Raw genomic sequence first — 25906 nt, 5'->3', positions numbered from 1 at the left:
AAACCGCCCGCCTGCGGGTTGCGCAGACGGGCGGCTCGGGGCCATCAGGACTTTGGGGGCATGCGCCTGAAGGCTTTGAGAGGTCAGGCTTGAAGGTCAGCCCTGCTGCTGGTCAGTCGGCGGCGGGGTCGGACGCGTCTTGTGCTGCGCCATGAACTGGTCGAACTCTTCCTTGTCCTTGGCGTGACGCAGACGGTCGAGGAAGTTCCTGAACTCGACCTGCTCTTCCTCGAGCCGGCGCAGCGTTTCAGAGCGGTACTCGTCGAAGGCACGGTTGCCGGAGGACGGCGGGCCGAAGCCAAAGCCGAAGCCACTGCGCTCCATGCGGCCGCGCATGCGGTCCATCTTGTACTGCATCCGCTCCATCTTGTTCTGCCAGCGATCCTGGCTGCTCCAGCACGACATTCTTCTGCTCCCGAGTGTGAAAAAGAGAAGGGCAAGTCCGATCGGCCACCAGATGATGAAGCCGAGGATGGTCACGGCGATCCAGCCGGGATGCCAGGGCGTATCCAGCATCCGGGGGCGCTCGTACTGTTGGTATTGATCCGAGGGGCCGCGCCATCGATTGACATCAGCGGTGTAGGCCATTTCCCATCTCCATCACGGCACCTGCGCCGTTGTGAATGTAAATAACATTTACATAGCTAGACGATCTACGGATTTTGTCAAGCTGGGCGCAAGACACGCCCGCGTGATTATTGCGTCACATTATTTATTTCGGCTTGCCCCAGGGGCCCCCGGGCGGCACGCCGGAACCGGAGGAGGCCTCCGGTGGCACCGGCGGCGGCTCGGCGCCTTTCGCCGGCGGACGGCGATCGGTCGGGAAGCCGAGACCGCGCAGATAGATCAGCACCTCGGCCTCGAGCAGCTCGTCCGGAGACATCGGCAGTTTTCGTCGCGCGGCGTCGCCACGGGAGAAGAGCGAAGCCACGCCGTGCGCCATGGTCCAGATGTGCAGCGCCATCATCATCGCCGGCGGCCGCGGCATGCCGGGCGGCGCTAGCGCTGCAAGCCGCTCGGCTGCGGCGCGAATGATGTTGAACGCACGTTCGCTCGCGGCCTGCAGCGCCGGATTGACATCGACCGGCAGACCGGACTCGAACATCGCATTGTAGAAGGCCGGCTCCTCGCGGGCGAAGGCGAGATAGGCCTTGCCGACGCGTTCGAACGCGGTGACCGTGTCGGGACGACCGTCGTCCCAGGCCGCGGTCAGGCGCGCCTCGAATTGCTCGAAGCCGCGCTGGGCAATCGAGGACAGCAGTTCGTCACGGTCGCGGAAATGCCGGTAGGGCGCAGCCGCGCTGACGCCGGCCATGCGTGCGGCATCGGCGAAGGTGAAGCCGGCGGCGCCCTTCTCGGCGATCAGCCCGAGAGCGGCCTGCAACAGGGCCTCCTTCAGATTGCCGTGGTGATAGCCGCGCTCGGCGCGGCGCTGTTCCTTGCGCCAGCTCATGTGAACGAGCTTTACATGAGCCCGGCGTGAAGGTCACTAGCGCGAGGCGGATTGGTTAACCCGTATTTTCACCGTCGTTCCAGGGCGATGCAAAGCCTCCAACCCTGGTGCTGCAATGGCGCACCAGGGAATCTCGGGATTTCGGGTCAAGCCGCCCCGGAATGGCGATCGCGGAGACTACATCTGCGGAATCGGCAAGACAGGCATGACCTCGATCGCCTCGCCCGGGAAGATCGCAAAATGCGGATGGTTCTCGAACAGCTTTGCGGCTTCCTCTTGCGAGGCAGCTCGCACCACCGTGAAGCCGGTCAGTGCGTTGCTGATCTCGGTGATGCCGCTTCCGTCGATCCTGCGGGTTTTGCCGAGCGGACCGCCCAGCTCGACGATGACGTCCTTGTGCTTCTCGACCCAGCCATGCCAGGCGGCCATGCCCTCGCGCTCTTTTGCCTTCCGTTCGGCCTCGGGCATCGCGTGCCAGGCCTTCATCTTTTCGCCGCTCATGCTGCCGAGATAGACGGCGAGGAATTTGTGTTCGGTGCTCATCGGTCTCTCCTTTGGTGATATGTTGATGCCAGCCGCGATCTGATCGCGACCACGCCGCTACGTCTTCAGGTCGCCGAAACCGGCCGCGGCGGCCTGCACGTCAGGCGGAAAGTCGGCCAGCTCCTGCACCTGCCGGATCTCGATGATTTCGTTCGGGGAGGCCGGGCACTGCTTTGCCCAGGCAATCGCCTCGGCCCGCGAGGCAACCTCGATCATCCAATACCCGCCCAGGACTTCCTTGGCCTCGGCGAATGGGCCGTCGGTGACAATCGGCGCGCCGGTCGCAAACGAAACCCGTGCGCCCATCGAGGGCGGGTGCAGGCCGTCGAGCGTGATCAGCACGCCCGCATCCTTCAGCGCCTCGTTGTAGCGCATCATCGCCGCGACCCGCTCGGGATCGAGCTGGACGTCCGGCGGCGCGGTTTCGTAACCGAGCGGGATCATCAGCATCATGAATCGCATGAAATGTCCTTGTTCTTCCTCGTCGTTTGCCGAGGCGTCGAAAGGCGCATGCTCGGGATGACGGCAGATTTGCGCCCGCCGCCTGCGCGTAACGTTCCTCGTGCGCGGGCCAAGCAGGCCGCGCTCCCCTGCAAGACGAACGATCTCTGCCGGAACCGACATTGGGGCAGGAATTATTTTGGGCGGCCAGGTTCCTCATCGAGACCAAAGCGAAGTAAAAGGAATCCCGCGCTCGCGCGACCAATTTCGACAAAGGACCGATCAGCCGATGCCCCCTGCCCCGCAAAAAGTCGCCCTCGTCACCGGAGCCGCGCGCGGTATCGGGCTTGCGACCGCGAAGAAGTTTTTGGCCGAGGGCTGGCGTGTGGCGCTGCTCGACATCGAGGGCGAGTTGCTCGGCCGCGCGGTCGCCGAGATTGACCAAGGTGAGGCGACGCTGGCGCTGACCTGCGACGTCTCGGACGCAGCCGCAGTGAGCGATGCGATGGCGACGGTCGAGCGCCGATTCGGCCGGTTAGATGCGCTCGTCAACAATGCCGGCATCGCGGTGTTCGCGCCGCTGATGGAGACATCCGAGACCGATTGGCGACGCGTCCTCGAGGTCAACCTCACCGGCCCCTTCCTCTGCACCAAGGCGGCCGTGCCCTTGATGCGCGAGGGCCATGGCGGGGCCATCGTCAACATCACCTCGATCTCGGCGGTGCGCGCCTCGACGCTGCGCTCGGCCTACGGCACCAGCAAGGCCGGGCTTGCGCACCTGACCAAGCAGCTCGCGGTCGAGCTTGCCTCTCTCAACATCCGCGTCAACGCGGTCGCGCCGGGGCCGGTCGACACGGCAATGGCCAAGCAGGTGCACACCAAGGAGATCCGCGCGGACTATCACGACGCCATTCCGCTCAACCGCTACGGCCTGGAGGAGGAACTTGCGGAAGCGATCTACTTCCTGTGCTCGGCAAATGCGAGCTACATCACCGGCCAAATTTTGGCCGTTGATGGCGGCTTCGATGCGGCCGGCATCGGCCTGCCGACGCTGCGCGGTCAAAGGCGGAACGGGTAGACACGGAATTGTAGGGTGAGCGTAGGCGCGTGAGCGCCGCGCCCACCACATCACAATGGTGGGCACGCTGCGCTTTGCCCACCCTACGAAAACCGAGCTTGTGGAGTGCTCCATGCGACGCGCTGCTCTTGTCCAAGCTCTGATGCTTGCAGCCACGCTGCTGGCCTCCACGCCCGCCTCCGCGGAAATCCGCATCATTCAGTCGCCGGGCGGACAAGTGGGGCCGTTCCTCGATTTGTTCGAGAAGGTGCGTGAGAGCGGCGAGCGCGTGGTGATCGATGGCCCCTGCCTGTCTGCCTGCACGCTGGTGCTGAGCATCGTGCCGGGCGAGCGCATCTGCGTCACCAAGCGCGCCGTGCTCGGCTTCCATGCGGCACGTTCGGTCGACCGCCGCGGGCGCCTTTATGCCGAACCGGAAGCATCGGTCGCGGTGCTTGCCGCCTATCCCGGCCCGGTCCGCGACTGGATCAGCCGCCGCGGCGGCCTCAGCTCGCGATTGCTTCTGCTCAAGGGCCGTGATCTCGCCGCGATCTATCCGCGCTGCCGCTGACGAATTCGCCAGCCGCAGGCAGGTGAGGCGAATGAGCTCTTATGTGAACCGCGTCACATCAAAGGCATCTGGCGTGGCTGGCCCGAGGCCATAAGACAGGTTCCCTGTGCTCGCACCCAATGTGCGCACCGGGTCTCTACGCCATCACGCTTTGGCTGCCTTCAATAAAGAGTCTGAATCACCGGCACCAGCTTCATGCTGGCGCAGATGAGCATCCCCCAAAGAGCAAAATTGATCTGTAGCGCCGCCGCCATCGGTCGCTCCCTTGCAAGTGACGTCCACCCCAGTTTGTAGATTTTATGAATCACAAATAGCGATTCTGACGTGCAGATCACAGCCCAATATTGCGCCAATTGTTGTGCGATGCAGTCCGCACGATTTCACGAAGCGGCCTCACTGCTCCCGCAAAGTATGCGAATCGTAAGTTCATTCCTCGGCCATGCCGGCCAACTCGTTTGCCTTAAGTTCCATTTGACCGACGCTGTGCAAGTTTCCTGTGCGGGACTTGCGCATTGCGCAGTGAAATTTGGGTCCCGGCATGATGCGACACGGCTTCATCTTGCTCACTTTCTGCACAGCGCTGCTTGGATGTGCAGTCGCGCCCGCGCAGGAGCGTCGTCCGATCGCCTGGGATGGCCTCGGCCAAGATCCGAACAAGAGCCCGAGGCGCCCTCATATCGCGAAGCAGCGCGCAACAAATCCTCCGCCCGCAGCAAGCGATCCCAATCAGGAGCGGCAGCGCGTGCTCGGCACCTTGCGGCCATACTCCGAGGCGTGGTGGGCGGTTCACGACGAGATCGAAGCGGAGAACGACAGGCAGCTCGGCACCAAGCTCGTGATCTGCCCCCGCTGTGTTCAGCCGCGGCAGGACGAAGACGTGACCGGATCGACCCGCTGAGCAAGCCCACCACAGATCCGGGCACGATGCGATAGGCCCATGGATCCCCTCTCGCGCAAAGATGGAGAGAGGGGATCGCGGCTCAACCAATCATGCGCGCGGGCGCGCGCGTCACATTTCCTCGGGACAATTCACCATCCAGGGAATGCCGAACTTGTCGACGCACATGCCGAAGCCCTTGGCCCAGAAGGTCTTGCTGAACGGCATGGTGACGGTGCCGCCGTCGGCGAGCGCGTTGAACTTGCGCTCGCCATCGGCGGGATCCTTGACCGTGAACGAGATCGAAAAGCCTTGCGGCTTGCTGAAATGCTCCGGCGGCACGTCGGAAGCCATCAGCACGCTGCCGTCGGGCAGCGACATTCGCGCATGCATGATCATCTTCTCGCGGCCGGGCGCGGCGGGCATGTCCGGCGGCGCGTCGGATGACCGCATCATGGCGTCGATCTTGCCGCCGAGAATCCTGGCGTAATGATTGAACGCCGCTTCGCAATTGTCCTGATAGAACAGATACGGATTGAGCATCGTTTCTCTCCTCTTCGTTTGCGCTGAGGCTTAGTGCTTCTCGGTCAGCTTCTTCAGGCTGGCGAGACCGGCCTCGAAATCCTTGCCGATCATGCTGTCCATGTTGATGAACACCTGCATGATCTTGGACATGAACGGAGCCGGACCGTACATCGCCCAGGTGACCAGTGTGGCATCGCCTTGCGGCACAAAGGTGAACTCGGCGGTATTGTGACCCTCGAACGGCCGCTCGAAATCGAGCTTGATGCGAACCTTGGACGGCCCGTTCGCCTCGAGGATCTCCATGCGGCCGGCGCCGACATTGTTGTTGCCGTCCCAGGCATAGGTCGCGCCCTTGCCTTCCGAGGGTCCACCGAAGCTGCGCTTCATGGCGGGATCGCGGTTCTCATAGGGGGACCAGCCGGTCCAGCGGTGGAAATCGGCGACTTGCGGATAGATCGCACCGGCCGGCGCCTTTACCGCGAGGCTGCGCTCGACGCGGAAGGCGTCGGGCTTTGTCAGCGCGAAGACGAGGACGCCCGCGATTCCGGCGACGAGCAGGATGGCGATGATGGCAATGGCTTTCAGCATGAGAGGCTCCGTGGATACGGGCCTAGGACGAACGGGAATGGCTGGGGCCGACAATTCGAAGGCGAAATTATTCTACCGTCATTCCGGGGCACCCGAAGGGTGAACTATGGTGCGCAATTGCGCACCTGAGAATCTCGAGATTCCGGGTTCGGTCCTGCGGACCGCCCCGGAATGACGGCGACCATCACTTCACCTTCACGCTCCCTTTGCCTTCGGCTGACTGTCCCGGATCAGGCGATCGAGATGCATGCGGATATGAGCGGCTTCCGCGGACGTGTTGGCGAGCGCAATGGCGCGGTCGAAGGCGATGCGGGCCTCGTCGTTGCGGCCGAGCTGCATCAGGAAGGCGCCGCGCACGCCGTAGAAATGGAAATAATTGGCGAGCTTCGGGGCCAGCGGCTCGATCAGATCGAGCGCGGCTTGCGGCCCCCTCACCTTGGAGACCGCGACCGCGCGGTTGAGGGTGACCACGGGAGAGGGTTGCACGACTTCGAGCGCGCCGTAGAGCAGGTCGATCTGCGCCCAGTCGGTCTCCTCCGGTGCCGACGCGCGGGCATGCAGCGCGGCGATCGCGGCCTGGATCTGGTAGGGCCCGCTGCGGCGATGGCGCATCGCCTTGTCGATCAAGGCAAGCCCCTCCGCGATCATGGTCCCGTTCCACAATGAACGGTCCTGATCGTCCAGCAGGATCAGCGTGCCATCCCCGGCGAAACGCGCGGCGCTGCGTGCATGCTGCAACAGAATGAGCGCGGTCAGCCCCATGATCTCCGGCTCGCTCGGAAACAACCGCAGCAGCAGCCGTGCCAGCCGGATCGCCTCCTCGCAGAGCGGCTTTCTGATCTCTGCGGTGTCACCGCTCGCCGAATAGCCCTCGTTGAAGATCAGGTAGATCATCGCCGCGACACCGGCGAGCCGCTCGGAGCGCTCGACCGCGCCGGGCGTCTCGAACGGCGTCCCCGCCTCGGCGACCTTCGCCTTGGCACGGGTGATGCGCTGCTCCATCGCCGCCTCCGAGACCAGGAAGGCACGCGCGATCTGCTTCACGGTAAGGCCCGAGACGATGCGCAGCGCCAGCGCGATCTGCTGCGTCGCCGGCAATTGCGGATGGCAGCAGATGAACATCAACCGCAGGATGTCGTCGCGGTAGTGCGAACCGTCGAGCCGCTCGGCCAGCGCACCCTCGGCGTCGTCGAGATCGGAGATCGCCTGGTCGTCCTCCGGCAGCGGCTGCTGCCTGCGCGTGCGTCGCACCTCGTCGATGGCGACATTGCGGCCGACCATGATCAGCCAGGCCGCAGGATCGCGCGGCGGCCCATTCTGCGGCCAGGTCTTCAGCGCGCGCAGACACGCGTTCTGGAAAGCCTCCTCGGCCGTATCGAGGTCGCGGAAATAGCGCAGCAGCGCGCCGACCGCCTGGGGGCGCGCCGAGGTCAGCGCGGTCTCGATCCAGGCGGTGTCGGCCTCGCTCACGTCAGGTTTCCTCCGGGCCGGAACACGCCGACGGGGCGCACCTCATAGGCACCGCCCGGATTGGCGGCGCCGAGATCGCGCGCGACGTCGAGAGCCTCGTCGAGATTCTTGCAATCGACGATGTAGAAGCCGAGCAGCTGCTCCTTGGTCTCGGCATAGGGGCCGTCGAGCACCAAGGGTGGGTCCTCCTTGCGCAAGGTCGCCGCCGCTGTGGTCGGCAACAGCCGCGCCACCGGACCGAGCCGGCCTTGGCTCGTGAGCTTCTCCTGCACCACGGCGAGCTTCTTCATCACGGCCTCGTCCTGCTCCTTGCTCCAGGAGCCGACGAAGTCCTCATCGTGATAGCAAAGGATGGCATAAAGCATGGGCGGCACTTTCCTCGTCTGTTCTAAAGACGCGCCAATATGCCCCGCCCCGACAGGACTGCGGAAAAAATTTGCAAGAAAAATCCGGCAGATCGTGCCAAGGAAGGCCTTCTTGAGCGGAACCTTGACGAGGCACTTCGAATGACCACGGGCACACTGGCCGTCCTGATCAACAGCACGCAGCAGAACTGGTTGCCGGAACGCTGGAAGGCCCGGTTCGACGCGGTCTGCGGCGATCGCCGCGTGGTGCTGCTGCCGGATGCCGGGCTCGATCCGGCCGAGGTGCACTATGCCGCGGTATGGAAGCCGGTGCCGGGCGATCTGGCCTCCTTCACCAATCTCCGCGCGATCTTCAATCTCGGCGCCGGCGTCGACGCGCTGATGGCGGACAAGAGCCTGCCTGACGTGCCGCTGGTGCGCGTCGCCGTGCCCGACCTCACCAACCGCATGACCGAATATGTCGTGCTGCACGTGCTGATGCACCACCGCCAGGAGCTTTATCTCAGGCAATCACAGCGCGAGAAGCGCTGGGAGCCGAAATATCAGTGGCCGGCGAGCGCAGTGACGGTCGGCGTCATGGGGCTGGGAACGCTGGGTGCCGATGCCGCCGACGTGCTGCGGCGGCTCGGCTTCGGTGTCGCCGGCTGGAGCCGCAGCCCGCGCACGATCGACGGCATCGACTGTTTCCATGGCGCCGCGCAGATCGATGCCTTCCTGCGCAAGACCGACATCCTGGTCTGCCTGCTGCCGCTGACGCCGGAGACGCACGGCATCCTCAACCGCGACGCTTTCGCCAAACTCAACCGCAACAGCCCGCTCGGCGCGCCCGTGCTGATCAATGCCGGCCGCGGCGGCTTGCAGAACGAAGCCGACATCCTGGCCTGCCTTGACGACGGCACGCTGGGCGCAGCCTCGCTCGACGTCTTCGTGCAGGAGCCGCAGCCGGCGGACAGCCGGTTCTGGACCCATCCCAAGGTGGTGCTGACGCCGCACAACGCAGCCGATACCGATGCGGACGCGATCTCGGCCTACGTCGCCGAGCAGATCGCGCGGTTCGAGGCTGGCGGTGCGCTGGAGAACGTGGTGGACCGAGCGCGGGGGTACTAGGCGTTGGCTGGCTGGAAGAGGCGCTGCCGCTCCATACTCGCTGTCGTCCCCGCCTAGTGCGCAATTGCGCACGGGGGCGGGGATGACACCATTGGCTGGGCTGGCAGCCCGGGCCATCCTAACGATCCCCCACAACCTCCGCGCTCCACCGGTATCCCGTTCACCCTCTCTTAGCGAGAAGTTGATAAGCGTCGTCAACCAACGCTCACACAACGAGTCGGACATGCGCGCGAGCCTCGGCCTCAGGATGCGGATCACGGTTGCCCTTGCGGTGACGGCGGCGGCGACTGCCCTGTTTGCCGTGCTCGGGGCGATGTGGATCATCGCTGGGATCATCGACCGCGCCGATCAGCGCGAGCTGCGCAGCCATTATGATGCCCTTCAGTCGCGCATTGCCGAGGAATCCCACCGCGCCGCCGCCATGAGCGCGGTCGTCGCCGCGATGCCGGCGACGCAGGACGCGATGGCCAAACAGGACCGCACCGCCCTGGTCGGCCTGTTCGGGCCGGTGTTTGCCGCCACCAAGTCGGAGTACGGCGTCGATCAGTTCCAGTTCCATATCGCGCCGGCGACCTCGTTCCTGCGCGTGCATCAGCCGGCCAAATTCGGCGACGACCTCTCCGGCTTCCGCAAGACCGTTCTGGTCGCCAATCAGGAGCATAAGGTCGTGGTCGGGCTCGAAGGCGGCGTCGCGGGGCTTGGCATCCGCGGCGTGGCACCGATCGCGCAAGGGGCCAAGCATCTCGGCACGGTCGAATTCGGCCTGACCTTCGGCCAAACCTTCCTCGACGATTTCAAGGCGAATCGCCGCGTCGACGTCGCCTTCCATCTCGCCGACGGCTCGGGCTTCAAGTTGTTCGGCGGCACGCTGAAGGGCAAGAGCTTCTTCGACGCGGCCGATTATGGCCGCGCCACCGCAGGCGGGTTCACCGTGAGGCAGGCCAAGCTCGACAACACGCCGGTCGCGGCGCTGCTTGGGCCGATCAAGGACTTCTCCGGCAAGCCGCTCGGCGCCGTCGAGCTGGTGATGGACAACGCCGATTACGAAGCCTCGGCCGACCGCGCCTGGCTGCTCGCCATCGGCATCGCCGCGCTCGGCCTCGTGCTGGCCGCGATCGTCGGCTATCTCATTGCCCGCAGCATCTCGCGTCCGATCCTCTCCATCACCTCCGTCATGCGCGAGCTTGCGGACGGGCGCCTCGACGTCGCCGTTCCCGCCAGCAAGGCGAATGACGAGGTCGGCGCGATGGTGAAGGCGGTCACGGTGTTCCGCGACAATGCCGTCAGATTCAACGAGCTCCAGGCCGAGCAGCTGGAAGCCAAGGCAAAGTCGGAAGCGGAGAAGCGGCGCGCCTTCGCCGCGCTTGCCGACAATTTCGAGGCCAGCATCCGCGACGTCGTCACCACGGTGTCCTCGGCTGCGGTCGAGATGGAGCATACGGCGCGCTCGATGTCGGCCATCGTCGAGCAGTCTCGACAGCAAACGGGCGCGGTGTCGTCCGCATCGGCGCTGGCCTCTGAGAATGTGCAGACCGTCGCGGCAGCGGCGGAAGAATTGTCTTCTTCGATGACCGAGATCAGCCGCCGCCTCGCCCATGCGACCGAGGTGGTCGGCAAGGCCGCCAGCGACGGTCGGCAGTCGAATGCACGCGTGCAGAGCCTTGCGGAAGCCGCACAGAAGATCGGCGACGTCGTCTCATTCATCAACGGCATCGCAGGACAGACCAACCTGCTGGCGCTGAACGCGACGATCGAGGCGGCGCGCGCGGGCGAAGCCGGCCGCGGCTTTGCCGTGGTCGCTTCCGAGGTCAAGGCACTGGCGACACAGACGGCGAAGGCGACCGAGGAGATCGGCGCTCAGGTCACCGCGGTGCAGGGCGAAACCACCGGCGCGGTGGATGGCATCCAGTCGATCTGCGCGACGATACAGCAGGTCGACGAGATCTCCGCCGCGATTGCGGCTGCGGTCGGCCAGCAGGGCACGGCGACGCAGGAGATCGCACAGAACGTCCAGCAGGCCGCCGCCCGCACCGGCGAGGTCTCGCAGAACATCGCGGGCGTCACCGACGGCATCGCAGCCACCGGCACGGCGGCAGAGGAAGTGCTGGGTTCGGCGATCGAGCTGTCGAAACAATCGCAGCGGCTGCGGGACGAGGTGGATCGCTTCCTCGCGCAAATCCGCGCGGCGTAGCTGGACGCGGGATCGCGCCCCATCCTCGCTGTCGTCCCTGCGAACGCAGGGACCCATACCGCGTGATCTATCGATAGCGCGTGGTCTTCGCCTCGAAGACTCCTCAACTCCGAGTCTTCGCCAAACCTCTCCCTGGGGTTATGGGTCCCCGCGTTCGCGGGGACGACAGCCTACTCCTTGGCCCCTACCATCAGATCGATCGCGCCCTTGACGATTGCCTCCAGCTCCTGGCGCGACACGCGCGCGCGGGAGCGGATGGCGATGCTGTGGACGGTGGCTGATGCGATCTGTGCCAGCACGAGCGGATCGGCATTCTCCGGCAGCTCGCCCTTCTCCCTGGCGCGGCGGAAGCAGCCCGCAAAGGCCTTGTCGAGCTCGCTGAGGCCGTCGAGCACCATGGCGCGGATCTCGGGATCGCCGACGGCTTCCGACGCCGCCGTCACCACCGTGAAGCAGCCGCGCGGGCCGGTCTCGCCGGACAGATAGATGTTCAGCGCCGAGGCGAAGATGCGCTCCAGCCGTTGGCGCACCGGCATTTCCTCGCGAAAGATCGCAGCCATGGATGCGCGCGCTTCCTCGCGGTAGCGCTGATAGCTCTTGATATAGAGCTCCCGCTTGTCACCGAAGGCGCCATACAAACTCGGGCGGTTCATGCCGGTCGCTTCGCTCAAATCGTCGAGCGAGGTCGCGGCGAAACCTTGCTTGCGGAACAGGTCCAGCGCCTTGCCGAGCGCGATATCGGGCTCGTACGCGCGCGGACGGCCGCGGCGCTTCGGCTCATTGGCGGCAATCGGCGGCTTTGATTTTTGTACCATTTCGCAAAATAATCCTTGACCGACCACATATTATGCAAGACAGTACAAAAATCAATCTGGCCAGGTTGAGCGAAACCTCAAGAATTGCCCAAGGAGGCTACAGATGGATCTCTATTTCTCGCCGCTCGCCTGCTCGATGGCGACGCGCGTCGCGCTGTATGAAGCCGGCGCCGAGGCGAACTATCTCGAGGTCGACCCGCCGACCAAGACCGTGCTGAGCGACGGCTCCGACTTCCGCGCTGTCAATCCGATCGGCCTGGTGCCGACGCTGCGCACCGACGACGGCGTGGTTCTGACCGAGAACGCAGCGATCCTGCAATACGTCGCCGACCGCTTCCCGCAATCCGGGCTCGGCGCCGCGGAGGGCATCGATCGCACCCGCCTGCATCAATGGCTGTGCTTCATCGGCACGGAGCTGCACAAGGGCCTGTTCGTGCCCGTGCTCGACCGCAAGGCGCCGCAGGAGGTCAAGGCCTATGTGCTGGAGAAGAACCTGTCGCGGCTCGACTATCTCGACAATTACCTGAAGGGGCGCGACTTCCTGCTCGATCATTTCAGCGTAGCGGACGCCTATCTCGTCACCGTCATCAACTGGACCATGGCGACGCCGCCGATCGAGCTTGCGAAATGGCCGAACGTGAAGGCCTATTACGAGCGCCTGCGCCAGCGGCCCTCAGTCGCAAGAGCGATCGCGGAAGAGTTCGAGCTGTACAAGGCCGAGCTGGCGCGCAAGAAGGCGGCGGCATAGGTCGGGTTCGACGCCGCATAGCCATGCCGATCAAGTCGTTGTCCCCACGAGGCGGGGACAACGACCTTCTTTGAGATCGCCGCTTTTCCCGGCGGCCAGGAGGAGCTGCGTTCGTTCAGGCGGCCCGAACGCCGTCGAGAAAGCGGCCGACCTCCGTTCGCAGCCGATTGCTGTCGGTTGAAAGCGCTTGCGCTGCATCGAGCACCTGCGCGGACGCCGAGCCGGTTTCGGTCGCTCCACGCTGGACGTCGGCAATGTTCGACGAGACCTGGTGCGTGCCTTGCGCAGCCTGCTGGACGTTGCGCGCGATCTCCTGGGTCGCCGCGCCCTGCTCCTCGACCGCCGCCGCGATGGCCGACGAGATCTCCGACAAGGCCTTGATCGTACTTCCGATCGTCTTGATGGCGTTGACCGAATCCTGGGTCGCGCTCTGAATGCCGGAAATCTGCTGGGAAATCTCGCCGGTGGCCTTGGCGGTCTGCTCGGCCAGGGCCTTCACTTCGGAAGCGACCACGGCAAAGCCGCGGCCGGCTTCGCCCGCCCGCGCGGCCTCGATCGTTGCATTCAATGCGAGCAGATTGGTCTGGCCTGCGATGGTGGTGATCAGCTCGACGACGTCGCCGATCCGCGCCGCAGCCTTGGAGAGCTCACCGACCTTGTGATCGGTGAGGCGTGCCTGCTCCACCGCCTCATTGGCCATCCGCGCGGATTCCTGCACCTGCCGGCCGATCTCGTTGACGGAGGATGACAGCTCCTCCGTCGCGCTCGCGACGGACTGCACGTTGGTGGAGGCCTCTTCGGAAGCCGCCGCAACCATCGTTGCAAGCTTCTCTCCGCGCTCCGCGGTCGAGGTCAGCGTGTTCGCCGAAGCCTCCAGCTCCGTCGAGGCCGACGAGACGGTCTCGATGATCTCGCCCACCGCGCTCTCGAAGCTGCCGGCGAGCTTGTTCATCTCTATCTTGCGCTGGGCAGCCGACCGTCTCTCCGTCGCCTTCAGCTCGTCGCGGTCAAATCGAACGATGGCCTGCAACGTCTGCAGATTTCGAAGAGCCTCGCCGAGTTCGTCGTCTCGCTCGACGACGATGCGGTTGTCGAGCTTGCCCTGGTTGATGCTGAGCATGGCGTCGTTCAGGCGCTGAAGCGGGCGGACGATGGCACGGATGGTCTGCCGGCCGACGAGTCCGCCGATGGCGATGCTCGCCACGAGGAGGGCAAGCGCACCGCCGACCAGCCAGCCATATTCGCGCTCGGCCGCATCGTATTCCGCCTTGGCTTCCTTGACCTGGATTGCCACAAGCCTGTCGAGGTCGGCCTTCGCCGCCTGATACAGTTCGCGCGCCCGCCCGGCCAGCAAGGTGGCGAGCTCCTCATACTTTCGCTCGGCAGAGAGCGACAGCGCCGGCTTCAGACCTTGCTCGACATAATTCATGCGCTTGGGCGTAACGCTGTCGGCAACGCTTTTTTCTTCCGGCGTCAAGTAGGTCGCTATGTAGTCAGCCCAGGCCTTTCCGACCTTCTCCACGTTGGCATTGACCTTGGCTGCAATTTCGTCGACCGGCTTTCCAGCCCGTCCGTTGGTGGCCGCCTCGAACAGCAGCACCGTGTTGTCTCTCATCCGGTCATTGATCTCGAAGAGCTGTGCCAGCGGCACCGCACGGTCTTCGTAAATCGATTTCAGCCGCGAATTGCTCTGGCGCGTGCCCTGCAAGCCCATGACGCCGATCACGAGCAGGAAGAGCGAGAGGATGGTGACAAGCGTGACCAGGCGCGCATTGAGCGTGCCGGTGAAGATGGCCAATCGATCGCCAAACGAACGTCGGCGGAGCACGCCGGCATCCAACCTGTAGTCATGCGGCTTGTTCTCGCGGATCTTCGCATACACCTGCTCGGCCTCGGCGCGCTGGTCGGCGGGCAGCTTGGTGCGGATCGAGCTGTATCCGACGATCTGTCCGTTCTGCCGAATCGGAGAGGCGGTCGCCAACACCCAGTAGAAGTCGCCGTTCTTGCGCCGGTTCTTCACCGCGCCCGACCAGGACTTGCCTTGCTGGAGCGTGGCCCACAGATTTTCGAAGGCCGCGGGCGGCATATCCGGATGGCGGATAATGTTGTGAGGCTGCCCCATCAGCTCGGCCTCGGAAAATCCGGAGGCTTCGACGAACTGATCGTTGACGTAGGTCAGCTTTCCTTTCGTATCGGTGTGAGAGGCGATGAGTGTCTCATCGGTAATCGGATATTCGACGGGCGTGACCGGAAGATTGGTCCGCATGAGAGCCTCCAGCGCGGCATTCGCAAAAATCGAACCTGTGAACTTCAGGTAAGCGCCGAAAGGATTTAATTTGCCTAAATTTCCCGAACTCATCGCACGCTGAAATGACGCTGCAACTGACTATTTTCGGCAAAAACGCACTCAACGCGCGAGCCGGAGAGAGCCAGGCAACCAGCGGATGGTCAAAAGAGAGTCACGGCGCTTCGGTCGTGACACATCGTCGGCCTACGACATGCGCGGTCGCGCTTGCGACTCCTACCCGTACAGCAGCCGCGGTAGGATCGTGACGATGCCCGGCCACAGCGTCAGCAGCAACACGAAGCCGATCATGATCATCAGGTACGGCATCGTGACGCGCGCGATGTAGCCGAGGCCGTCTTCGGTCAGGCCCTGGATCACGAACAGATTGAAGCCGACCGGCGGGGTGATCTGCGCCATCTCGACGGCGAGCACCAGGAACACGCCGAACCAGACCTCGTCGAAGCCCGCCCCCTTCACGATCGGCAGCACGATCGGCAGCGTCATCACGATCATCGAGAAGCCGTCGAGGAAGCAGCCGAGGATCAGGTAGAAGACGATCAGCACGACGATCAACATGAAGGGCGACAAACCGAGCCCCTTGACGAAGGCGGCGACCGCCTGCGGGATGCCGAGGAAGGCCGCGGCATTGCCGAGGATCGAGGCCCCTAATACGATCAGCGCGATCATCGAGCAGGTGACGACCGAGCCGATCAGCACGTCGCGCATCACCTGCTGCGACATCGCGCCCTGCGCCCAGGCCACCAGCGCCGCGCCGAGCACGCCGACGGCGGCGGCTTCTGACGGCGTGGCGAGCCCGCCATACATCGAGCCGAGCACGCAGGCGATCAGGAACAGTGCCGGCGCGAGGTCCTTCAGCGCAGCGAAGCGTTCGCTCCATGGCACCTGCGAAAGCTTGGCTTCAGTCTCCGGCACCATCGTGCGGTCGAGACTCGTATGCAGCATCACCCAGGCCATGAAGGTGGCGGCGAGCAGGAATCCCGGCAGCACGCCAGCCGTGAACAGCTTCAGGATCGAGACGTCGCCGAGCACACCGTAAATGATCATGATGTTGGAGGGCGGAATCAGGAAGCCGAGCGTGCCGGCACCGGCGAGCGAGCCGATCGCGATGTCGCGCGAATAGCCGCGGCGCAGCAGCTCGTTGAGCGACATGCGGCCGATCACCTGTGTGGTCGCGGCCGAGGAGCCGGAGATCGCCGCAAAGATGGTGCAGCCGATCACGTTGACATGCAGCAGGCGGCCGGGCAGCAGGCCGGCCCAGGGCGCGAGGCCCTGAAACAGCGACCGTGACAGGCGGGTGCGAAACAGCAATTCGCCCATCAGGATGAACAGCGGCAGCGCCAGCAGCTCCTGCGTGGTCAGGATGTTCCAGGCGTATTGCGGCAGCAGCTTGTCGAGCGGGATCGAACGGAACATCGCGAGCAGCAGCGTCGCGGTGAGCGCAAGCGTGAGGCCAATCCAGACGCCGCACGCCAGCAGCGCGAACAGGATCGCGAACAGTGCGACGACTTCGATGGTCATGCGATCTTGAATCCGGGTGCGGGCAAGGCGGTCATTCGACGGGCGAGGCCTTCATGCGATGATCCTCCAGGGGCAGGCCGAGCGCGGCCTGGATCGCGCGCGCCAGGAACTGGAGCGTCAGCAGCAGCATGCCGAAGGTGACGATCGCCTGTGGAAACCACAGCGGCGTGTCGCTCGAGGTCGAGACCTGGCCACGCACGAAGGCGCTCCAGGCGAACTTCGCCATGGCCGAGGTCAGGAACGCCATGAAGGCGAAGCCGGCCGCCGCCGAGAGGATCTCGAGCGCGCGCTGCACTGGCGCCGGCACGTTCTTCAGCAGCAGCACGACACGGATATGGCCGCCGACGCGCAAGGTCATGGCGGCGCCGAAGGTGAAGGACGCCGCCATGAGATAAGAAGAGTATTCCCACGCGATCGAGATGCTGGGCGGGAAGAACGGCAGGAAGTTCGACAGGAAGCGCGTCGCGACCTCGCAGAGCATCAGCAGCGTCAGCATCAAGAGACAGCCGCCGCCGATCCAGCCGTCGAGCCGGCCAAGGCGATCGATGCCGTCGAGCAGGATGCGCAGCGGCGCGGGCGCCGCTGCGTTGAGACTTTGCGGTGCTTCGGGCGAGACGCTCACCACGGCTCCGCCCTCAGCCACGCTTCATTTCGGCGAGATAGGCCCGCACAGGCTTGTCCGCTGCCGGCACGCGCTTGAGGAAGGCGTCGAGCTGCGGCGCAGTCTTGGCCCGAATGTCCGTCATCATGGCTTGCGAGACCGGCACCACCTCCATGCCGCCTTCCTTCAGGCGGTTGAGGCTGTCGACGTCGGCCTTGAGCGAATTGGCCCAGAAGCCCGGCTCCATCTTCGCCGCAATATCCGCGACGAGCTTCTGCTGGTCGGCGCTGAGCGCCTTCCAGGACTCGAGATTGACGGTGAGCATCTGCGACGACCAGACGTGATTGGTCGGGTAGACGTATTTCAGGAACTCCCAGAACTTGCCGTCGACGCCCGACACCGACGAGGTGGAGACGCCGGCCACCGCGCCGGAGGCCAGCGCGGGGATCGTTTCGCCCCAGGGGATCATCACGGCCGCCATGCCGACCGCATTCAGCATGTCAACCGCATTCTTGTCAGGCACGCGGATCTTGATGTTCTTCAGGCCCTCGACGTCGGCGACCTTCGCCTTGAGGTGCAGATATTGCGTCGGCCATGGCACGATGTAGAGAATCTTCTGGTTGTTGCGCGCGGCGATCTTCTCGTATTCGGGCCGCACGTATTTGTGCAGCACCTTCAACTCGTCCACCGAGCCGCAGAGGAACGGAATGCTCTCGACGCCCATGAAGGGCTCGTCGCCGACCTGCTGGATGTTGAGGACGTCGGCGAGCGGCACCAGGCCGTCGCGCACGGCGCGCAGGTGCTCGGGCCCCTTGAAGCCGAGCTGGCCGCCGGCCTTCACGGTGATCGCGACCGAACCGCCCGTCTGCTTCTTCACCTCCTCCGCGAAGGCCATCGCGTTCTGGGTGTGAAAGTTACCGTCGGGCCAGACCGTCGACATGTCCCAGCTCGTCGTCGCCGCCCGCGCACGGGTCGAGATGTGACCTGCGGCGAGCAGCGTCGCTGCGCCCGCGGTGAAGTTCCGTCGCGTGATCATTGCACCCCTCCGTTGATCCAAGCGCCCTGACGCGTCAGCGCGCGTACCCGTAAACTGCAGCGGCATTGCCGGCGGACACGAGCCCGCTTTCGATATCGTCCTTGACCGCCGCACGCTCGCGCGTCGCGGGATCGCCGATACCGGCGCCGCCGGGCGTCAGCACCACCAGCCGATCGTCCGGCGGCACCTGCTGAAAGCCCTTGCCGCGCAGCTTCTTGCCGGACTTGAGGCCGACATAGCCGGCCTCGCCGTTTCGGCCGCCATCGCGTCCGCGCGGCGGATGATCGATGCGGTCGAATGCCGCCAGGATGTCGAACGGCGCATCGACGCCGCTGCCGACCTCGATGATCTGGCCGAGACCGCCGCGGGTGCGCCCTGCCCCGCCGGAATCCGGCCGCAGCTCCTTGCGCCAGAAGATCAAAGGCGTCTGCGTCTCCGCGATCTCGACCGGCGTGCCGCGCACGCCGCTCGGATAGGCGGTGGCCGACAGGCCGTCCTTGCCGAAGCGCGCGCCGGTGCCGCCATTGGAGGTCACCGCCATCGAGAACCCGTAATTGCCGCCGACGCCGGAGCGGGTCTGGCCGCGCACGTTGAGATTCCACAGGCAGGAGGTGCCTTCCGCCGGCACACGCTCCGGAATGATCTGGCGCAGGCAGCCGAACACCACGTCCGGCAGCATCTGGCCGATGATATGGCGCGAGGCAACCGGCGCGGGCTTGGGCGCATTGAGGATCGCACCCGCCGGCGCCGACACCGTCAGCGGCGAGAGCGAGCCGGCATTGTTCGGAATCTGCGAGGCGACCACACAGCCGAGGCCGAACACTGTATAGGCGGTGGTGTAGGACAAGGGCACGTTGATGCCGAACTTCGAGGCTGCGGATGTGCCGTCGAAATCGACGTGAATGCCCGCATCCGAGATCGTCAGCGTCGCCGCCAGCGTCACCGGGGCATCATAGCCGTCGACCACCATGGTGTTGCGCCAGCTGCCCTTCGGCAGCTTCGCGACCTCGGCCAACACGGCCTCGCGCGAGCGATCGCAGATGTAATCGCCGAGCTCGTCGAGCGTGTCGATGCCGAACTCGCTCATCATCTCCACCAGTCGCTCGCAGCCGACGTCGTTGCAGCCGGCCAGCGAATAGGTGTCCCCCTCCGTATCGATCGGCAGCCGCGTGTTGGTGCGGATCATCGCCATCAGCGTCTCGTTGACGACGCCCTGGTTGATCAGCTTCAGCATGGGGATGTAGAGCCCCTCCATGAACACGTCGGTGGCGTCGGGCCCGAAGCCGATGCCGCCGATATCCATGAGATGGCTGGTGCAGGAGAACAGCGCCACCGGCTTGCCGTCCTTGAAGCAGGGCGTGGTGACGACGAAGTCGTTGAGGTGGCCGGTCCCCATCCAGGGATCGTTGGTGATATAGGCGTCGCCCTCCTTCATCGTCTCGATCGGAAAGTGGGCGATGAAGTGCTTGACCGATTCTGCCATCGAGTTGACGTGGCCGGGCGTGCCGGTCACCGCCTGCGCCAGCATGCGGCCCTTGAGATCGAAAACGCCGGCCGAGAGGTCGCCGCATTCGCGCACGATCGGACTGAAGGCGGTGCGGAGCAGCACCTGCGCCTGCTCCTCGACCACGGCGATCAGCCGGTGCCACATGATCTGAAGGTCGATCAGGCTCGCGCCATTTGCCTTGCTCATGATCAGGCCGCCTTTCGTTCCATGACGATGCTGCCGGCACCGTCGATATGCGCGTCGAAACTGGTGGAGACGAAGGTGGAGGTCTCGTCCTCCGCGATCACGGCCGGGCCCGCGATGGTCGCGCCCGGCGCCATGTCCTCGCGGCGATAGAGCGGGATCTCGATCACCTCGCCGGCGCGGCCGTCGAAGAATTTGCGGCTGCCGGCCGCCTTGCCGGCGGGCTTGCGCGCGACGGCCGCAACGGTCGGCGGATTGCGCGCCTCGGTGGTCGCGAGCACTGACCAGCTCAGCACCTCGATCGCCGCCCCCGGAATCGACCGCTCGAACATCGCTGCATAATCGGCCTCGAACTTCCGGCGCAAACCGGCGAGATCGGCCGCCGTCAGCCGCCGGTTCGGCAGCTCGACGGAGATCTCATGGCCCTGACCGACATAGCGCATGAAGGCAGCACGACGCTCGCGCACCGGCGCGCCGGCCGCGCCAGGCTCAACCAGCGCGCGCGCTTCGGTCACCATGTCCTGCAACAGGTCGGAGACCGCCTCAGTGTCGAAATCGTCGAGCCGGACATGGCGGCTGCGCACCAGCTCATAGGCGATCGGCGCGGCCAGGAAGCCGACGGCCGAGCCGACGCCGGCATTCGAAGGCACGATCACCCGGGAGACGCCGATCTTCTCGGCGACACGCGCCGCATGCAGCGGCGCAGCACCGCCAAAGGCGATCAGCGTGTGCTGGCCGACGATCTCGCCACGCTCGACCGCATGGACGCGCGCCGCACTCGCCATGTTCTCGCAGACGACCTCGTGCACCGCGTAGGCCGCGGTTTCCGCGGACAGGCCAAGCGGCTCGCCGACGTCGCGCAGCAGTGCCTGCTTCGAAAGCTCAGGGTCGAGCTTGATCGTGCCGGCCGCGAACGCATCGGGATCGATCATGCCCAGCGCAACATCGGCATCCGTTACCGCCGGACGCCGGCCGCCGCGACCGTAACAGGCGGGGCCAGGCTCCGACGAGGCACTCTCCGGGCCGACCGTGACGCGCTTCATGGCATCGACATGGGCGATCGAACCGCCGCCGGCGCCGATCTCGACCATCTCGATCACGGGAATGCGCACCGGCAGGCCGGAGCCCTTGAGGAAGCGCGCGGCGCGGTCGACCTCGAACACGCGCGAGGTCTCGGGCTGGTATTTCTCGATCAGGCAGATCTTTGCGGTGGTGCCACCCATATCGAAGGACAGCACCTTGCTCTCGCCGAGCCTTGCCGCGATCTGCGCCGCGAAGATCGCGCCGCCGGCGGGGCCGGATTCGACGAGGCGCACCGGAAAGCGCCGCGCGGTCTCGATCGACGTGACGCCGCCGCCTGAAGTGACCAGGTAGATCGCGCCGCGGAATTGCTCGACCTGCAAGGCGTCGGCCATGCGCGCGAGATAACCGTCGATCAGGGGTTGCACATAGGCATTCGCGACCGCAGTCGATGTGCGCTCATACTCGCGGATCTCGGGACAGACGGCGGAGGACACGGTCACGGAGACGCCTGGCATCTCCTCCGCCAGGATCGCAGCTGCACGTCGCTCATGCTCGGGATTGGCGTAGGAGTGCAGGAAGGCGATGGCGACGCTCTCGACGCCCAGCTCGCGCAATTTCGGCGCGAGTGCGCGCACTGAAGCTTCGTCAAGCGGGAGGCGGACGGCGCCGTGGGCGTCGACGCGCTCGGGCACGGTGAAACGAAGGCTGCGCGGCGCCAGAGGCCTGGGCTTGTCGATACTGAGATCGTACTGGTCGTAGCGGCTTTCGGTGCCGATATCGAGCACGTCGCGAAAGCCTTCGGTCGCAATCAGGGCAGTCTTGGCACCCCGGCGCTCGATGATCGCGTTGGTCGCCAGCGTGGTGCCGTGAATGAAGACATCGATGTCGCTGATATGGGCGCGGGCATCGGCGAGGATGAGACGCATGCCGTCCAGTACCGCCTGCTCGGGCCGCTGCGGCGTCGTCAGCACCTTGCGCGTCTTGCGATCCAGGCCAACGTCCAGCACGATGTCGGTGAACGTGCCACCGATATCGACGGCAAGCCGCACTTCGGCTCCCTCAAGCATTCCAAATTCTCCGTGCTGATCGTCAAGACTGCGGTCGAAAACGCAGCAATTTCCATGCCATGAACGGCAAGGACCAAGCCGCGTCCGGCTATTCTGCTTGGCACCTATGCAATAGGCAAGGCGTGTTCGGCACTGGCGCGATCAGAGCAGGAATGCAAGCGCCGCCTCGCAGCGCTCCTCGACTTTCAGCGTCAGCAGATCGTCGGCGCGGGTGCGGCCGAGATTGACGGCCGCAATCGGAATGCTGCGTTGCGCTGCAGCCTGTACGAACCGAAATCCGGAATAGACCATCAGCGACGAGCCGACGATCAGCATGGCGTCGGCCTTAGCCAGATGATCCTGCGCTGTGGCGACGACGTCGCGCGGGACGTTCTCCCCAAAGAACACGACGTCAGGTTTGAGAATGCTGCCGCAGGCTTCGCAAGGAGGCACCTGGAAGGACGAGAATTCCTCGTGCTCCAGATCGGCGTCGCCATCGGGAGCATCGGCGGCATCGAGTGTCAGCCATTCCGCATTGGCGCGGCCGAGCGCATCCTGGAATTCGCTCCGCGGCGTCTTGCGGCCGCAGCCCATGCAACGAACGAGATCGAGCCGGCCGTGCAGGTCGATCACCTGGCGGTGGCCGGCGGATTGATGCAGCCGATCGACGTTCTGGGTCAGCAGCATCTCGCACCGCCCGTTCGCCTCGAGCCGGGCCAGCGCGTGATGCGCGTCGTTCGGCTTGGCCTGGCCGAACCGCCGCCAGCCGATCAAGCTGCGTGCCCAATAGCGCCGCCGCGTATGCTCGTCCGACATGAAGGCCTGGAAGTTGACCGGCTGGGTCCGCTTCCAATTGCCAAAGCTGTCGCGATAATCGGGAATGCCCGAATTGGTGCTGCAGCCGGCGCCGGTCAGCACGAACAATTTGTCGTGCCGGTCGATGAAGTCCTGGAGCGGCGGGTTTGACATGGCCCCTATGTAGTCTGCGCGCCGCGGTCTTGCCAGATCAATGCCGCCCATCGTGGCGGCCTGCGATAGCGGATGGGCGGGATATCTCCGGGTCTGCCTTGCGCGCGGCTTGTTGCAGCGTCAGCCGGAATTCGTCCCGCTTCTCGTGCACCGAGGCTATCGCGGGCCCGACCGCAACTCCGAGGCCGATCAGCGCGGCTTCGGAAAGCTGCAGGCTTGCCTCGATGGTTTCGGGCACAGCATCGGTTGCCCCGATCGCATAGAGGTGGCGGGCATGCTCGGCATCCCGCGCACGCGAGACGATCAGCACATCCGGGCGCACCGCGCGAACCCGCTCGACGACGGCGTCGATCGCCGACCGCGACTGGATGGTGATGATCACGCCGGTCGTCTGCATCAGGCCGCAAGCTTCGAGGAAGCCCGGCTCCGTCGCATCGCCAAAATAGACCTTGTGACCGTCGCGGCGGTCGCGTGCCACGGCGATTGCCTCGTGATCAACCGCGATGTAGTTCAGGCCGTGGCCGGTCAGCAGCGAGCAGACGACCTTGCCAACGCGGCCATAGCCGACCACGATGGCCTGCGCCCGGTCGCCGGGCGGGCGAACCGCCAGTTCAGGATCTGGCGTGCGCTCGCGACCCAATTTCGCGGCCAATCGTTGCCCGAGCATGCCCAGGAGCGGCGTCAATGCCATCGTCACGGCGGTGACGGCAACGGCAAAGCTCGACACACCAGGCTGGATCAGGCCGCCGGCCGCCGCCATTCCGATGCTGACGAAAGCGAATTCGCCGACTGGACCCAGCAGGAATCCGATCTCGATCGCCGCGGACCATGACAGCCTGAAGAGGCGGCCCAGGACGATGAGCACGATCGCCTTGCCGGCGAGAATACCGACAACGGCGGCCAGCAGCCAACCCGGCTCGCGCAAGAACACGCGAAAGTCGATGGCCATGCCGACGGTGAAGAAGAAGATGCCGAGCAGCAGGCCCTTGAACGGCTCAACGGTGGCCTCGATGGCTTTGCCATACTCCGTTTCCGCCAGCATCAGTCCTGCAACGAAGGCTCCGAGCGCCATCGACAAGCCGGCTTGGTGGGCGGCCAGTCCTGCGCCGACGATGACGAACAAGGTTGCGGCGACAAACAACTCGGTCGAATGGGTGCCCGCAACCATCTGGAAGAGCGGACGCATCAGCAGCCGTCCGAGCAGAATGAGGACAGCGACCGCCAGCGCGGCCTTTAGAATCGCACTGGAGATGTGCGCCAGGACGGAGCCGCCGCTGTCTGCGCCGAGCACCGAGACGAAAACCAGAATGGGAACCACCGCGAGATCCTGGGCAATCAGCACCGCGAAGCTGGCACGCCCGGTCGTGGTCGCAAGCCGCTTCTCGCCGGACAGAAGCTCGAGCACGATCGCGGTAGAGGACAGCGCAAGACTGGCGCCGAGGATGACGGCCATATCGGAGCTCTGCCCGGAGAGAAGCGCCACGCCGAAAATCATCGCGGACGTCACCAGCACCTGCAGGCCACCGAGCCCGAACACCAGACGCCGCATCGTGACGAGCCGCCGGAAAGACAGTTCGAGGCCGATCAGGAAGAGCAGGAATACGATGCCGAGATTGGCGATACCCTCGACGTTCTGCGCATCCGTCACCGTAAACCAGTACAGGAACGGTATTTCTCGGACGAGCGAGCCGAGCCCGAGCGGACCGAGAATGGCGCCGGCGCCGAGATAGCCCAGCACGGGATTGATGCCCCAATGGCGGACAATCGGTACCACGACGCCGGCGGTCGCGAGGACCACCAGTGCGTCACTGTAAGCGTTGATGTTGATGGGTGTGGTCACGAGCCCTTCATGTGTCGGCACTCGCAATAGCGGTAGCGTCGTCGAGGGTCGATAGCACACGGCGCCGCAGGCCCCTGCCCGGTCGCAGCCACCATCCCGGAGGTCCGAAGCCGACGTTCAGCTTGCCCAATTCTCCCGGAATTCCGGGAACAGTGTCAGGCCTCCGCACGCATAGAGGGTCTGCCCGGTGATGTAACTCGCATCGTCGGAGGCGAGGAAGGCGAAAACGGCGGCGATCTCCTCCGGCGTGCCGACGCGCCCCATGGGAATGTGGCTGGTGACGACGCCGCGCTTTTCGGGGTCGCCGGTCCAGGCCGCATTGATCGGCGTATCGATCGCGCCGGGCCCGACAGCGTTGACGCGGATGCCGCGGCCGGCAAATTCGAGCGCCAGCGTGCGGGTCAAATTGGCCATGCCGCCCTTGCTGATCGAATAAGCGAGATAGCCGGGCTTGGGAATGATCTGGTGCACGCTGGAGCAGTTGATGATGCTGCCGCCTCCGCCGCGCTTGACGAAATGTGCAAGTGCCCTCTGCGCGCAGAGCACGGCGCCGTTCAGATTGACGTCGATGATGCGGCGATAGGTTTCGACGTCCAGCGCCTCGCTCGGCGATTCCTTCTGGAAGCCGGCATTGTTGACGAGACAATCCAGGCGCTTCCAGCGCGAAAGGATCGCCTCGAACATCGCAGCAATGTCCTGCTCGTCGGCGACATTGGCCTTGACGATGCAATGATCGGGCTCGCCGTGGCCGCGGTCGCTCGAAGCCGTCCGAGCGAGTGCCAGCGTCTCCTCCGCCCGCTCCTCGTGCTCGAAATAATTGATGGCGACGGTCGCACCTTCCTGCGCAAGCCTGACGGCGACGGCGCGGCCGATGCCCTGCGAGGCGCCGGTCACCAGCGCATATTGGCCGACAAGGCGCGAGGGAAACGAAGTCGAACGATCGGGTTGCGGCATGTGTTCTCTCCAGATGCATCATCATGGATGGAACCGGCGTTTTGTTCCAGCCGGTTGTGCATACGCTGCACGCATCCCTGGACACACGGCGCGGCCGGCAGCCGGGTGGAGTCAATCGGCATGCCGAGGCGAGGCCGTTCACCAAGGACCCGAGGCGTCCGCCGATCGCA

The 25906-nt window shown here is 64.9% G+C and carries 24 protein-coding genes; 6 read left to right on the top strand and 18 right to left on the bottom strand.

Annotated features, from left to right (window positions below; genetic code table 11):
• Nucleotides 1–96: 96 nt before the first annotated feature.
• The 4 genes from D6B98_RS20615 to D6B98_RS20600 all read right to left on the bottom strand — a co-directional run bounded on the left by D6B98_RS20615 (nt 97) and on the right by D6B98_RS20600 (nt 2458).
• Complete coding sequence (locus D6B98_RS20615; RefSeq protein ID WP_126258771.1) at nt 97–588, bottom strand: DUF2852 domain-containing protein; 492 nt, start codon at nt 586–588, stop codon at nt 97–99.
• Between the two features lie 124 nt (nt 589–712).
• The gene (locus tag D6B98_RS20610; RefSeq protein ID WP_126258770.1) at nt 713–1453 is read right to left on the bottom strand and encodes a TetR/AcrR family transcriptional regulator; all 741 of its coding nucleotides are present in this window, start codon (nt 1451–1453) and stop codon (nt 713–715) included.
• A 177-nt stretch (nt 1454–1630) separates the two neighbouring features.
• Nucleotides 1631–1996 carry a YciI family protein gene (locus D6B98_RS20605; protein WP_126258769.1) on the bottom strand — a complete coding sequence of 122 codons (366 nt, stop codon included), beginning with the start codon at nt 1994–1996 and terminating at the stop codon, nt 1631–1633.
• A 57-nt stretch (nt 1997–2053) separates the two neighbouring features.
• A complete protein-coding gene (locus D6B98_RS20600; protein WP_126258768.1) occupies nt 2054–2458 on the bottom strand; it encodes a YciI family protein in 405 nt (134 codons plus the stop codon).
• Between the two features lie 268 nt (nt 2459–2726).
• Here D6B98_RS20600 and D6B98_RS20595 point away from each other — a divergent pair, with 268 nt between their 5' ends.
• From D6B98_RS20595 to D6B98_RS20585, 3 genes are all read left to right on the top strand, one after another.
• Nucleotides 2727–3515, top strand: a complete 789-nt coding sequence (locus D6B98_RS20595; RefSeq protein WP_126258767.1) for an SDR family NAD(P)-dependent oxidoreductase — start codon at nt 2727–2729, stop codon at nt 3513–3515.
• A gap of 112 nt (nt 3516–3627) precedes the next feature.
• Nucleotides 3628–4065 (top strand): hypothetical protein, encoded by a 438-nt coding sequence (locus D6B98_RS20590; RefSeq protein ID WP_126258766.1) that lies wholly within the window; start codon nt 3628–3630, stop codon nt 4063–4065.
• A 538-nt stretch (nt 4066–4603) separates the two neighbouring features.
• The gene (locus D6B98_RS20585) at nt 4604–4963 is read left to right on the top strand and encodes a hypothetical protein (protein ID WP_126258765.1); all 360 of its coding nucleotides are present in this window, start codon (nt 4604–4606) and stop codon (nt 4961–4963) included.
• Between the two features lie 111 nt (nt 4964–5074).
• Here D6B98_RS20585 and D6B98_RS20580 read toward each other — a convergent pair whose 3' ends face one another.
• From D6B98_RS20580 to D6B98_RS20565, 4 genes are all read right to left on the bottom strand, one after another.
• Nucleotides 5075–5485, bottom strand: coding sequence for a VOC family protein (locus D6B98_RS20580; protein WP_126258764.1), 411 nt, complete (start codon nt 5483–5485; stop codon nt 5075–5077).
• A 30-nt stretch (nt 5486–5515) separates the two neighbouring features.
• Nucleotides 5516–6055, bottom strand: coding sequence for an SRPBCC family protein (locus D6B98_RS20575; RefSeq protein ID WP_126258763.1), 540 nt, complete (start codon nt 6053–6055; stop codon nt 5516–5518).
• 195 nt (nt 6056–6250) lie between these two features.
• Nucleotides 6251–7525, bottom strand: a complete 1275-nt coding sequence (locus D6B98_RS20570) for an RNA polymerase sigma factor (protein WP_126258762.1) — start codon at nt 7523–7525, stop codon at nt 6251–6253.
• Nucleotides 7522–7890, bottom strand: a complete 369-nt coding sequence (locus D6B98_RS20565; RefSeq protein WP_028138414.1) for a YciI family protein — start codon at nt 7888–7890, stop codon at nt 7522–7524. Before D6B98_RS20565 ends, D6B98_RS20570 begins: the two co-directional genes overlap by 4 nt.
• Before the next feature lie 141 nt (nt 7891–8031).
• On the opposite strand from D6B98_RS20565, the gene D6B98_RS20560 reads away from it, so the two are divergent.
• Together D6B98_RS20560 and D6B98_RS20555 are read left to right on the top strand one after the other, a co-directional pair.
• Nucleotides 8032–8997: a 2-hydroxyacid dehydrogenase gene (locus D6B98_RS20560; RefSeq protein ID WP_126258761.1), complete on the top strand. Its 966-nt coding sequence runs from the start codon at nt 8032–8034 to the stop codon at nt 8995–8997.
• A 223-nt stretch (nt 8998–9220) separates the two neighbouring features.
• Nucleotides 9221–11188 carry a methyl-accepting chemotaxis protein gene (locus D6B98_RS20555; protein ID WP_164718745.1) on the top strand — a complete coding sequence of 656 codons (1968 nt, stop codon included), beginning with the start codon at nt 9221–9223 and terminating at the stop codon, nt 11186–11188.
• A gap of 170 nt (nt 11189–11358) precedes the next feature.
• Here the strand turns inward: D6B98_RS20555 and D6B98_RS20550 are convergent, their stop codons facing one another.
• Nucleotides 11359–12003, bottom strand: a complete 645-nt coding sequence (locus D6B98_RS20550; RefSeq protein ID WP_126258760.1) for a TetR/AcrR family transcriptional regulator — start codon at nt 12001–12003, stop codon at nt 11359–11361.
• Between the two features lie 103 nt (nt 12004–12106).
• On the opposite strand from D6B98_RS20550, the gene D6B98_RS20545 reads away from it, so the two are divergent.
• Nucleotides 12107–12751: a glutathione binding-like protein gene (locus D6B98_RS20545; protein WP_126258759.1), complete on the top strand. Its 645-nt coding sequence runs from the start codon at nt 12107–12109 to the stop codon at nt 12749–12751.
• A 115-nt stretch (nt 12752–12866) separates the two neighbouring features.
• Here the strand turns inward: D6B98_RS20545 and D6B98_RS20540 are convergent, their stop codons facing one another.
• The 9 genes from D6B98_RS20540 to D6B98_RS20500 all read right to left on the bottom strand — a co-directional run bounded on the left by D6B98_RS20540 (nt 12867) and on the right by D6B98_RS20500 (nt 25736).
• Complete coding sequence (locus D6B98_RS20540) at nt 12867–15017, bottom strand: methyl-accepting chemotaxis protein (protein ID WP_126258758.1); 2151 nt, start codon at nt 15015–15017, stop codon at nt 12867–12869.
• Between the two features lie 255 nt (nt 15018–15272).
• A complete protein-coding gene (locus D6B98_RS20535) occupies nt 15273–16577 on the bottom strand; it encodes a TRAP transporter large permease (protein ID WP_126258757.1) in 1305 nt (434 codons plus the stop codon).
• A 31-nt stretch (nt 16578–16608) separates the two neighbouring features.
• Nucleotides 16609–17202, bottom strand: a complete 594-nt coding sequence (locus D6B98_RS20530) for a TRAP transporter small permease subunit (protein WP_126259014.1) — start codon at nt 17200–17202, stop codon at nt 16609–16611.
• Nucleotides 17203–17212: 10 nt separating this feature from the next.
• Nucleotides 17213–18214, bottom strand: coding sequence for a TRAP transporter substrate-binding protein (locus tag D6B98_RS20525; protein ID WP_126258756.1), 1002 nt, complete (start codon nt 18212–18214; stop codon nt 17213–17215).
• 34 nt (nt 18215–18248) lie between these two features.
• The gene (locus D6B98_RS20520; RefSeq protein WP_126258755.1) at nt 18249–19907 is read right to left on the bottom strand and encodes a hydantoinase B/oxoprolinase family protein; all 1659 of its coding nucleotides are present in this window, start codon (nt 19905–19907) and stop codon (nt 18249–18251) included.
• A 2-nt stretch (nt 19908–19909) separates the two neighbouring features.
• A complete protein-coding gene (locus D6B98_RS20515; protein ID WP_126258754.1) occupies nt 19910–21994 on the bottom strand; it encodes a hydantoinase/oxoprolinase family protein in 2085 nt (694 codons plus the stop codon).
• A 141-nt stretch (nt 21995–22135) separates the two neighbouring features.
• A complete protein-coding gene (locus tag D6B98_RS20510; protein WP_126258753.1) occupies nt 22136–22942 on the bottom strand; it encodes an NAD-dependent protein deacetylase in 807 nt (268 codons plus the stop codon).
• A 37-nt stretch (nt 22943–22979) separates the two neighbouring features.
• On the bottom strand, nt 22980–24782 hold the full coding sequence (locus D6B98_RS20505; RefSeq protein WP_126258752.1) for a cation:proton antiporter domain-containing protein: 1803 nt from the start codon (nt 24780–24782) through the stop codon (nt 22980–22982).
• A gap of 117 nt (nt 24783–24899) precedes the next feature.
• Nucleotides 24900–25736 carry an SDR family oxidoreductase gene (locus D6B98_RS20500; protein WP_126258751.1) on the bottom strand — a complete coding sequence of 279 codons (837 nt, stop codon included), beginning with the start codon at nt 25734–25736 and terminating at the stop codon, nt 24900–24902.
• Nucleotides 25737–25906 lie beyond the last annotated feature (170 nt).

Source organism: Bradyrhizobium sp. LVM 105 (assembly GCF_003957705.1).
Lineage (GTDB): Bacteria > Pseudomonadota > Alphaproteobacteria > Rhizobiales > Xanthobacteraceae > Bradyrhizobium > Bradyrhizobium frederickii.
This window is presented reverse-complemented; position numbering and strand designations above follow the sequence as displayed.

Excerpts from the sequence above, each read along its gene's own strand:
- D6B98_RS20550 (WP_126258760.1), bottom strand. The coding sequence starts at position 12,003 with ATGGTACAAAAATCAAAGCCGCCGATTGCCGCCAATGAGCCGAAGCGC.
- D6B98_RS20610 (WP_126258770.1), bottom strand. The coding sequence starts at position 1,453 with ATGAGCTGGCGCAAGGAACAGCGCCGCGCCGAGCGCGGCTATCACCAC.
- D6B98_RS20520 (WP_126258755.1), bottom strand. The coding sequence starts at position 19,907 with ATGAGCAAGGCAAATGGCGCGAGCCTGATCGACCTTCAGATCATGTGG.
- D6B98_RS20545 (WP_126258759.1), top strand. The coding sequence starts at position 12,107 with ATGGATCTCTATTTCTCGCCGCTCGCCTGCTCGATGGCGACGCGCGTC.
- D6B98_RS20585 (WP_126258765.1), top strand. The coding sequence starts at position 4,604 with ATGATGCGACACGGCTTCATCTTGCTCACTTTCTGCACAGCGCTGCTT.
- D6B98_RS20615 (WP_126258771.1), bottom strand. The coding sequence starts at position 588 with ATGGCCTACACCGCTGATGTCAATCGATGGCGCGGCCCCTCGGATCAA.
- D6B98_RS20510 (WP_126258753.1), bottom strand. The coding sequence starts at position 22,942 with ATGTCAAACCCGCCGCTCCAGGACTTCATCGACCGGCACGACAAATTG.
- D6B98_RS20580 (WP_126258764.1), bottom strand. The coding sequence starts at position 5,485 with ATGCTCAATCCGTATCTGTTCTATCAGGACAATTGCGAAGCGGCGTTC.
- D6B98_RS20605 (WP_126258769.1), bottom strand. The coding sequence starts at position 1,996 with ATGAGCACCGAACACAAATTCCTCGCCGTCTATCTCGGCAGCATGAGC.
- D6B98_RS20525 (WP_126258756.1), bottom strand. The coding sequence starts at position 18,214 with ATGATCACGCGACGGAACTTCACCGCGGGCGCAGCGACGCTGCTCGCC.
- D6B98_RS20565 (WP_028138414.1), bottom strand. The coding sequence starts at position 7,890 with ATGCTTTATGCCATCCTTTGCTATCACGATGAGGACTTCGTCGGCTCC.
- D6B98_RS20555 (WP_164718745.1), top strand. The coding sequence starts at position 9,221 with ATGCGCGCGAGCCTCGGCCTCAGGATGCGGATCACGGTTGCCCTTGCG.
- D6B98_RS20540 (WP_126258758.1), bottom strand. The coding sequence starts at position 15,017 with ATGCGGACCAATCTTCCGGTCACGCCCGTCGAATATCCGATTACCGAT.
- D6B98_RS20500 (WP_126258751.1), bottom strand. The coding sequence starts at position 25,736 with ATGCCGCAACCCGATCGTTCGACTTCGTTTCCCTCGCGCCTTGTCGGC.
- D6B98_RS20595 (WP_126258767.1), top strand. The coding sequence starts at position 2,727 with ATGCCCCCTGCCCCGCAAAAAGTCGCCCTCGTCACCGGAGCCGCGCGC.
- D6B98_RS20515 (WP_126258754.1), bottom strand. The coding sequence starts at position 21,994 with ATGCTTGAGGGAGCCGAAGTGCGGCTTGCCGTCGATATCGGTGGCACG.
- D6B98_RS20590 (WP_126258766.1), top strand. The coding sequence starts at position 3,628 with ATGCGACGCGCTGCTCTTGTCCAAGCTCTGATGCTTGCAGCCACGCTG.
- D6B98_RS20535 (WP_126258757.1), bottom strand. The coding sequence starts at position 16,577 with ATGACCATCGAAGTCGTCGCACTGTTCGCGATCCTGTTCGCGCTGCTG.
- D6B98_RS20575 (WP_126258763.1), bottom strand. The coding sequence starts at position 6,055 with ATGCTGAAAGCCATTGCCATCATCGCCATCCTGCTCGTCGCCGGAATC.
- D6B98_RS20560 (WP_126258761.1), top strand. The coding sequence starts at position 8,032 with ATGACCACGGGCACACTGGCCGTCCTGATCAACAGCACGCAGCAGAAC.
- D6B98_RS20600 (WP_126258768.1), bottom strand. The coding sequence starts at position 2,458 with ATGCGATTCATGATGCTGATGATCCCGCTCGGTTACGAAACCGCGCCG.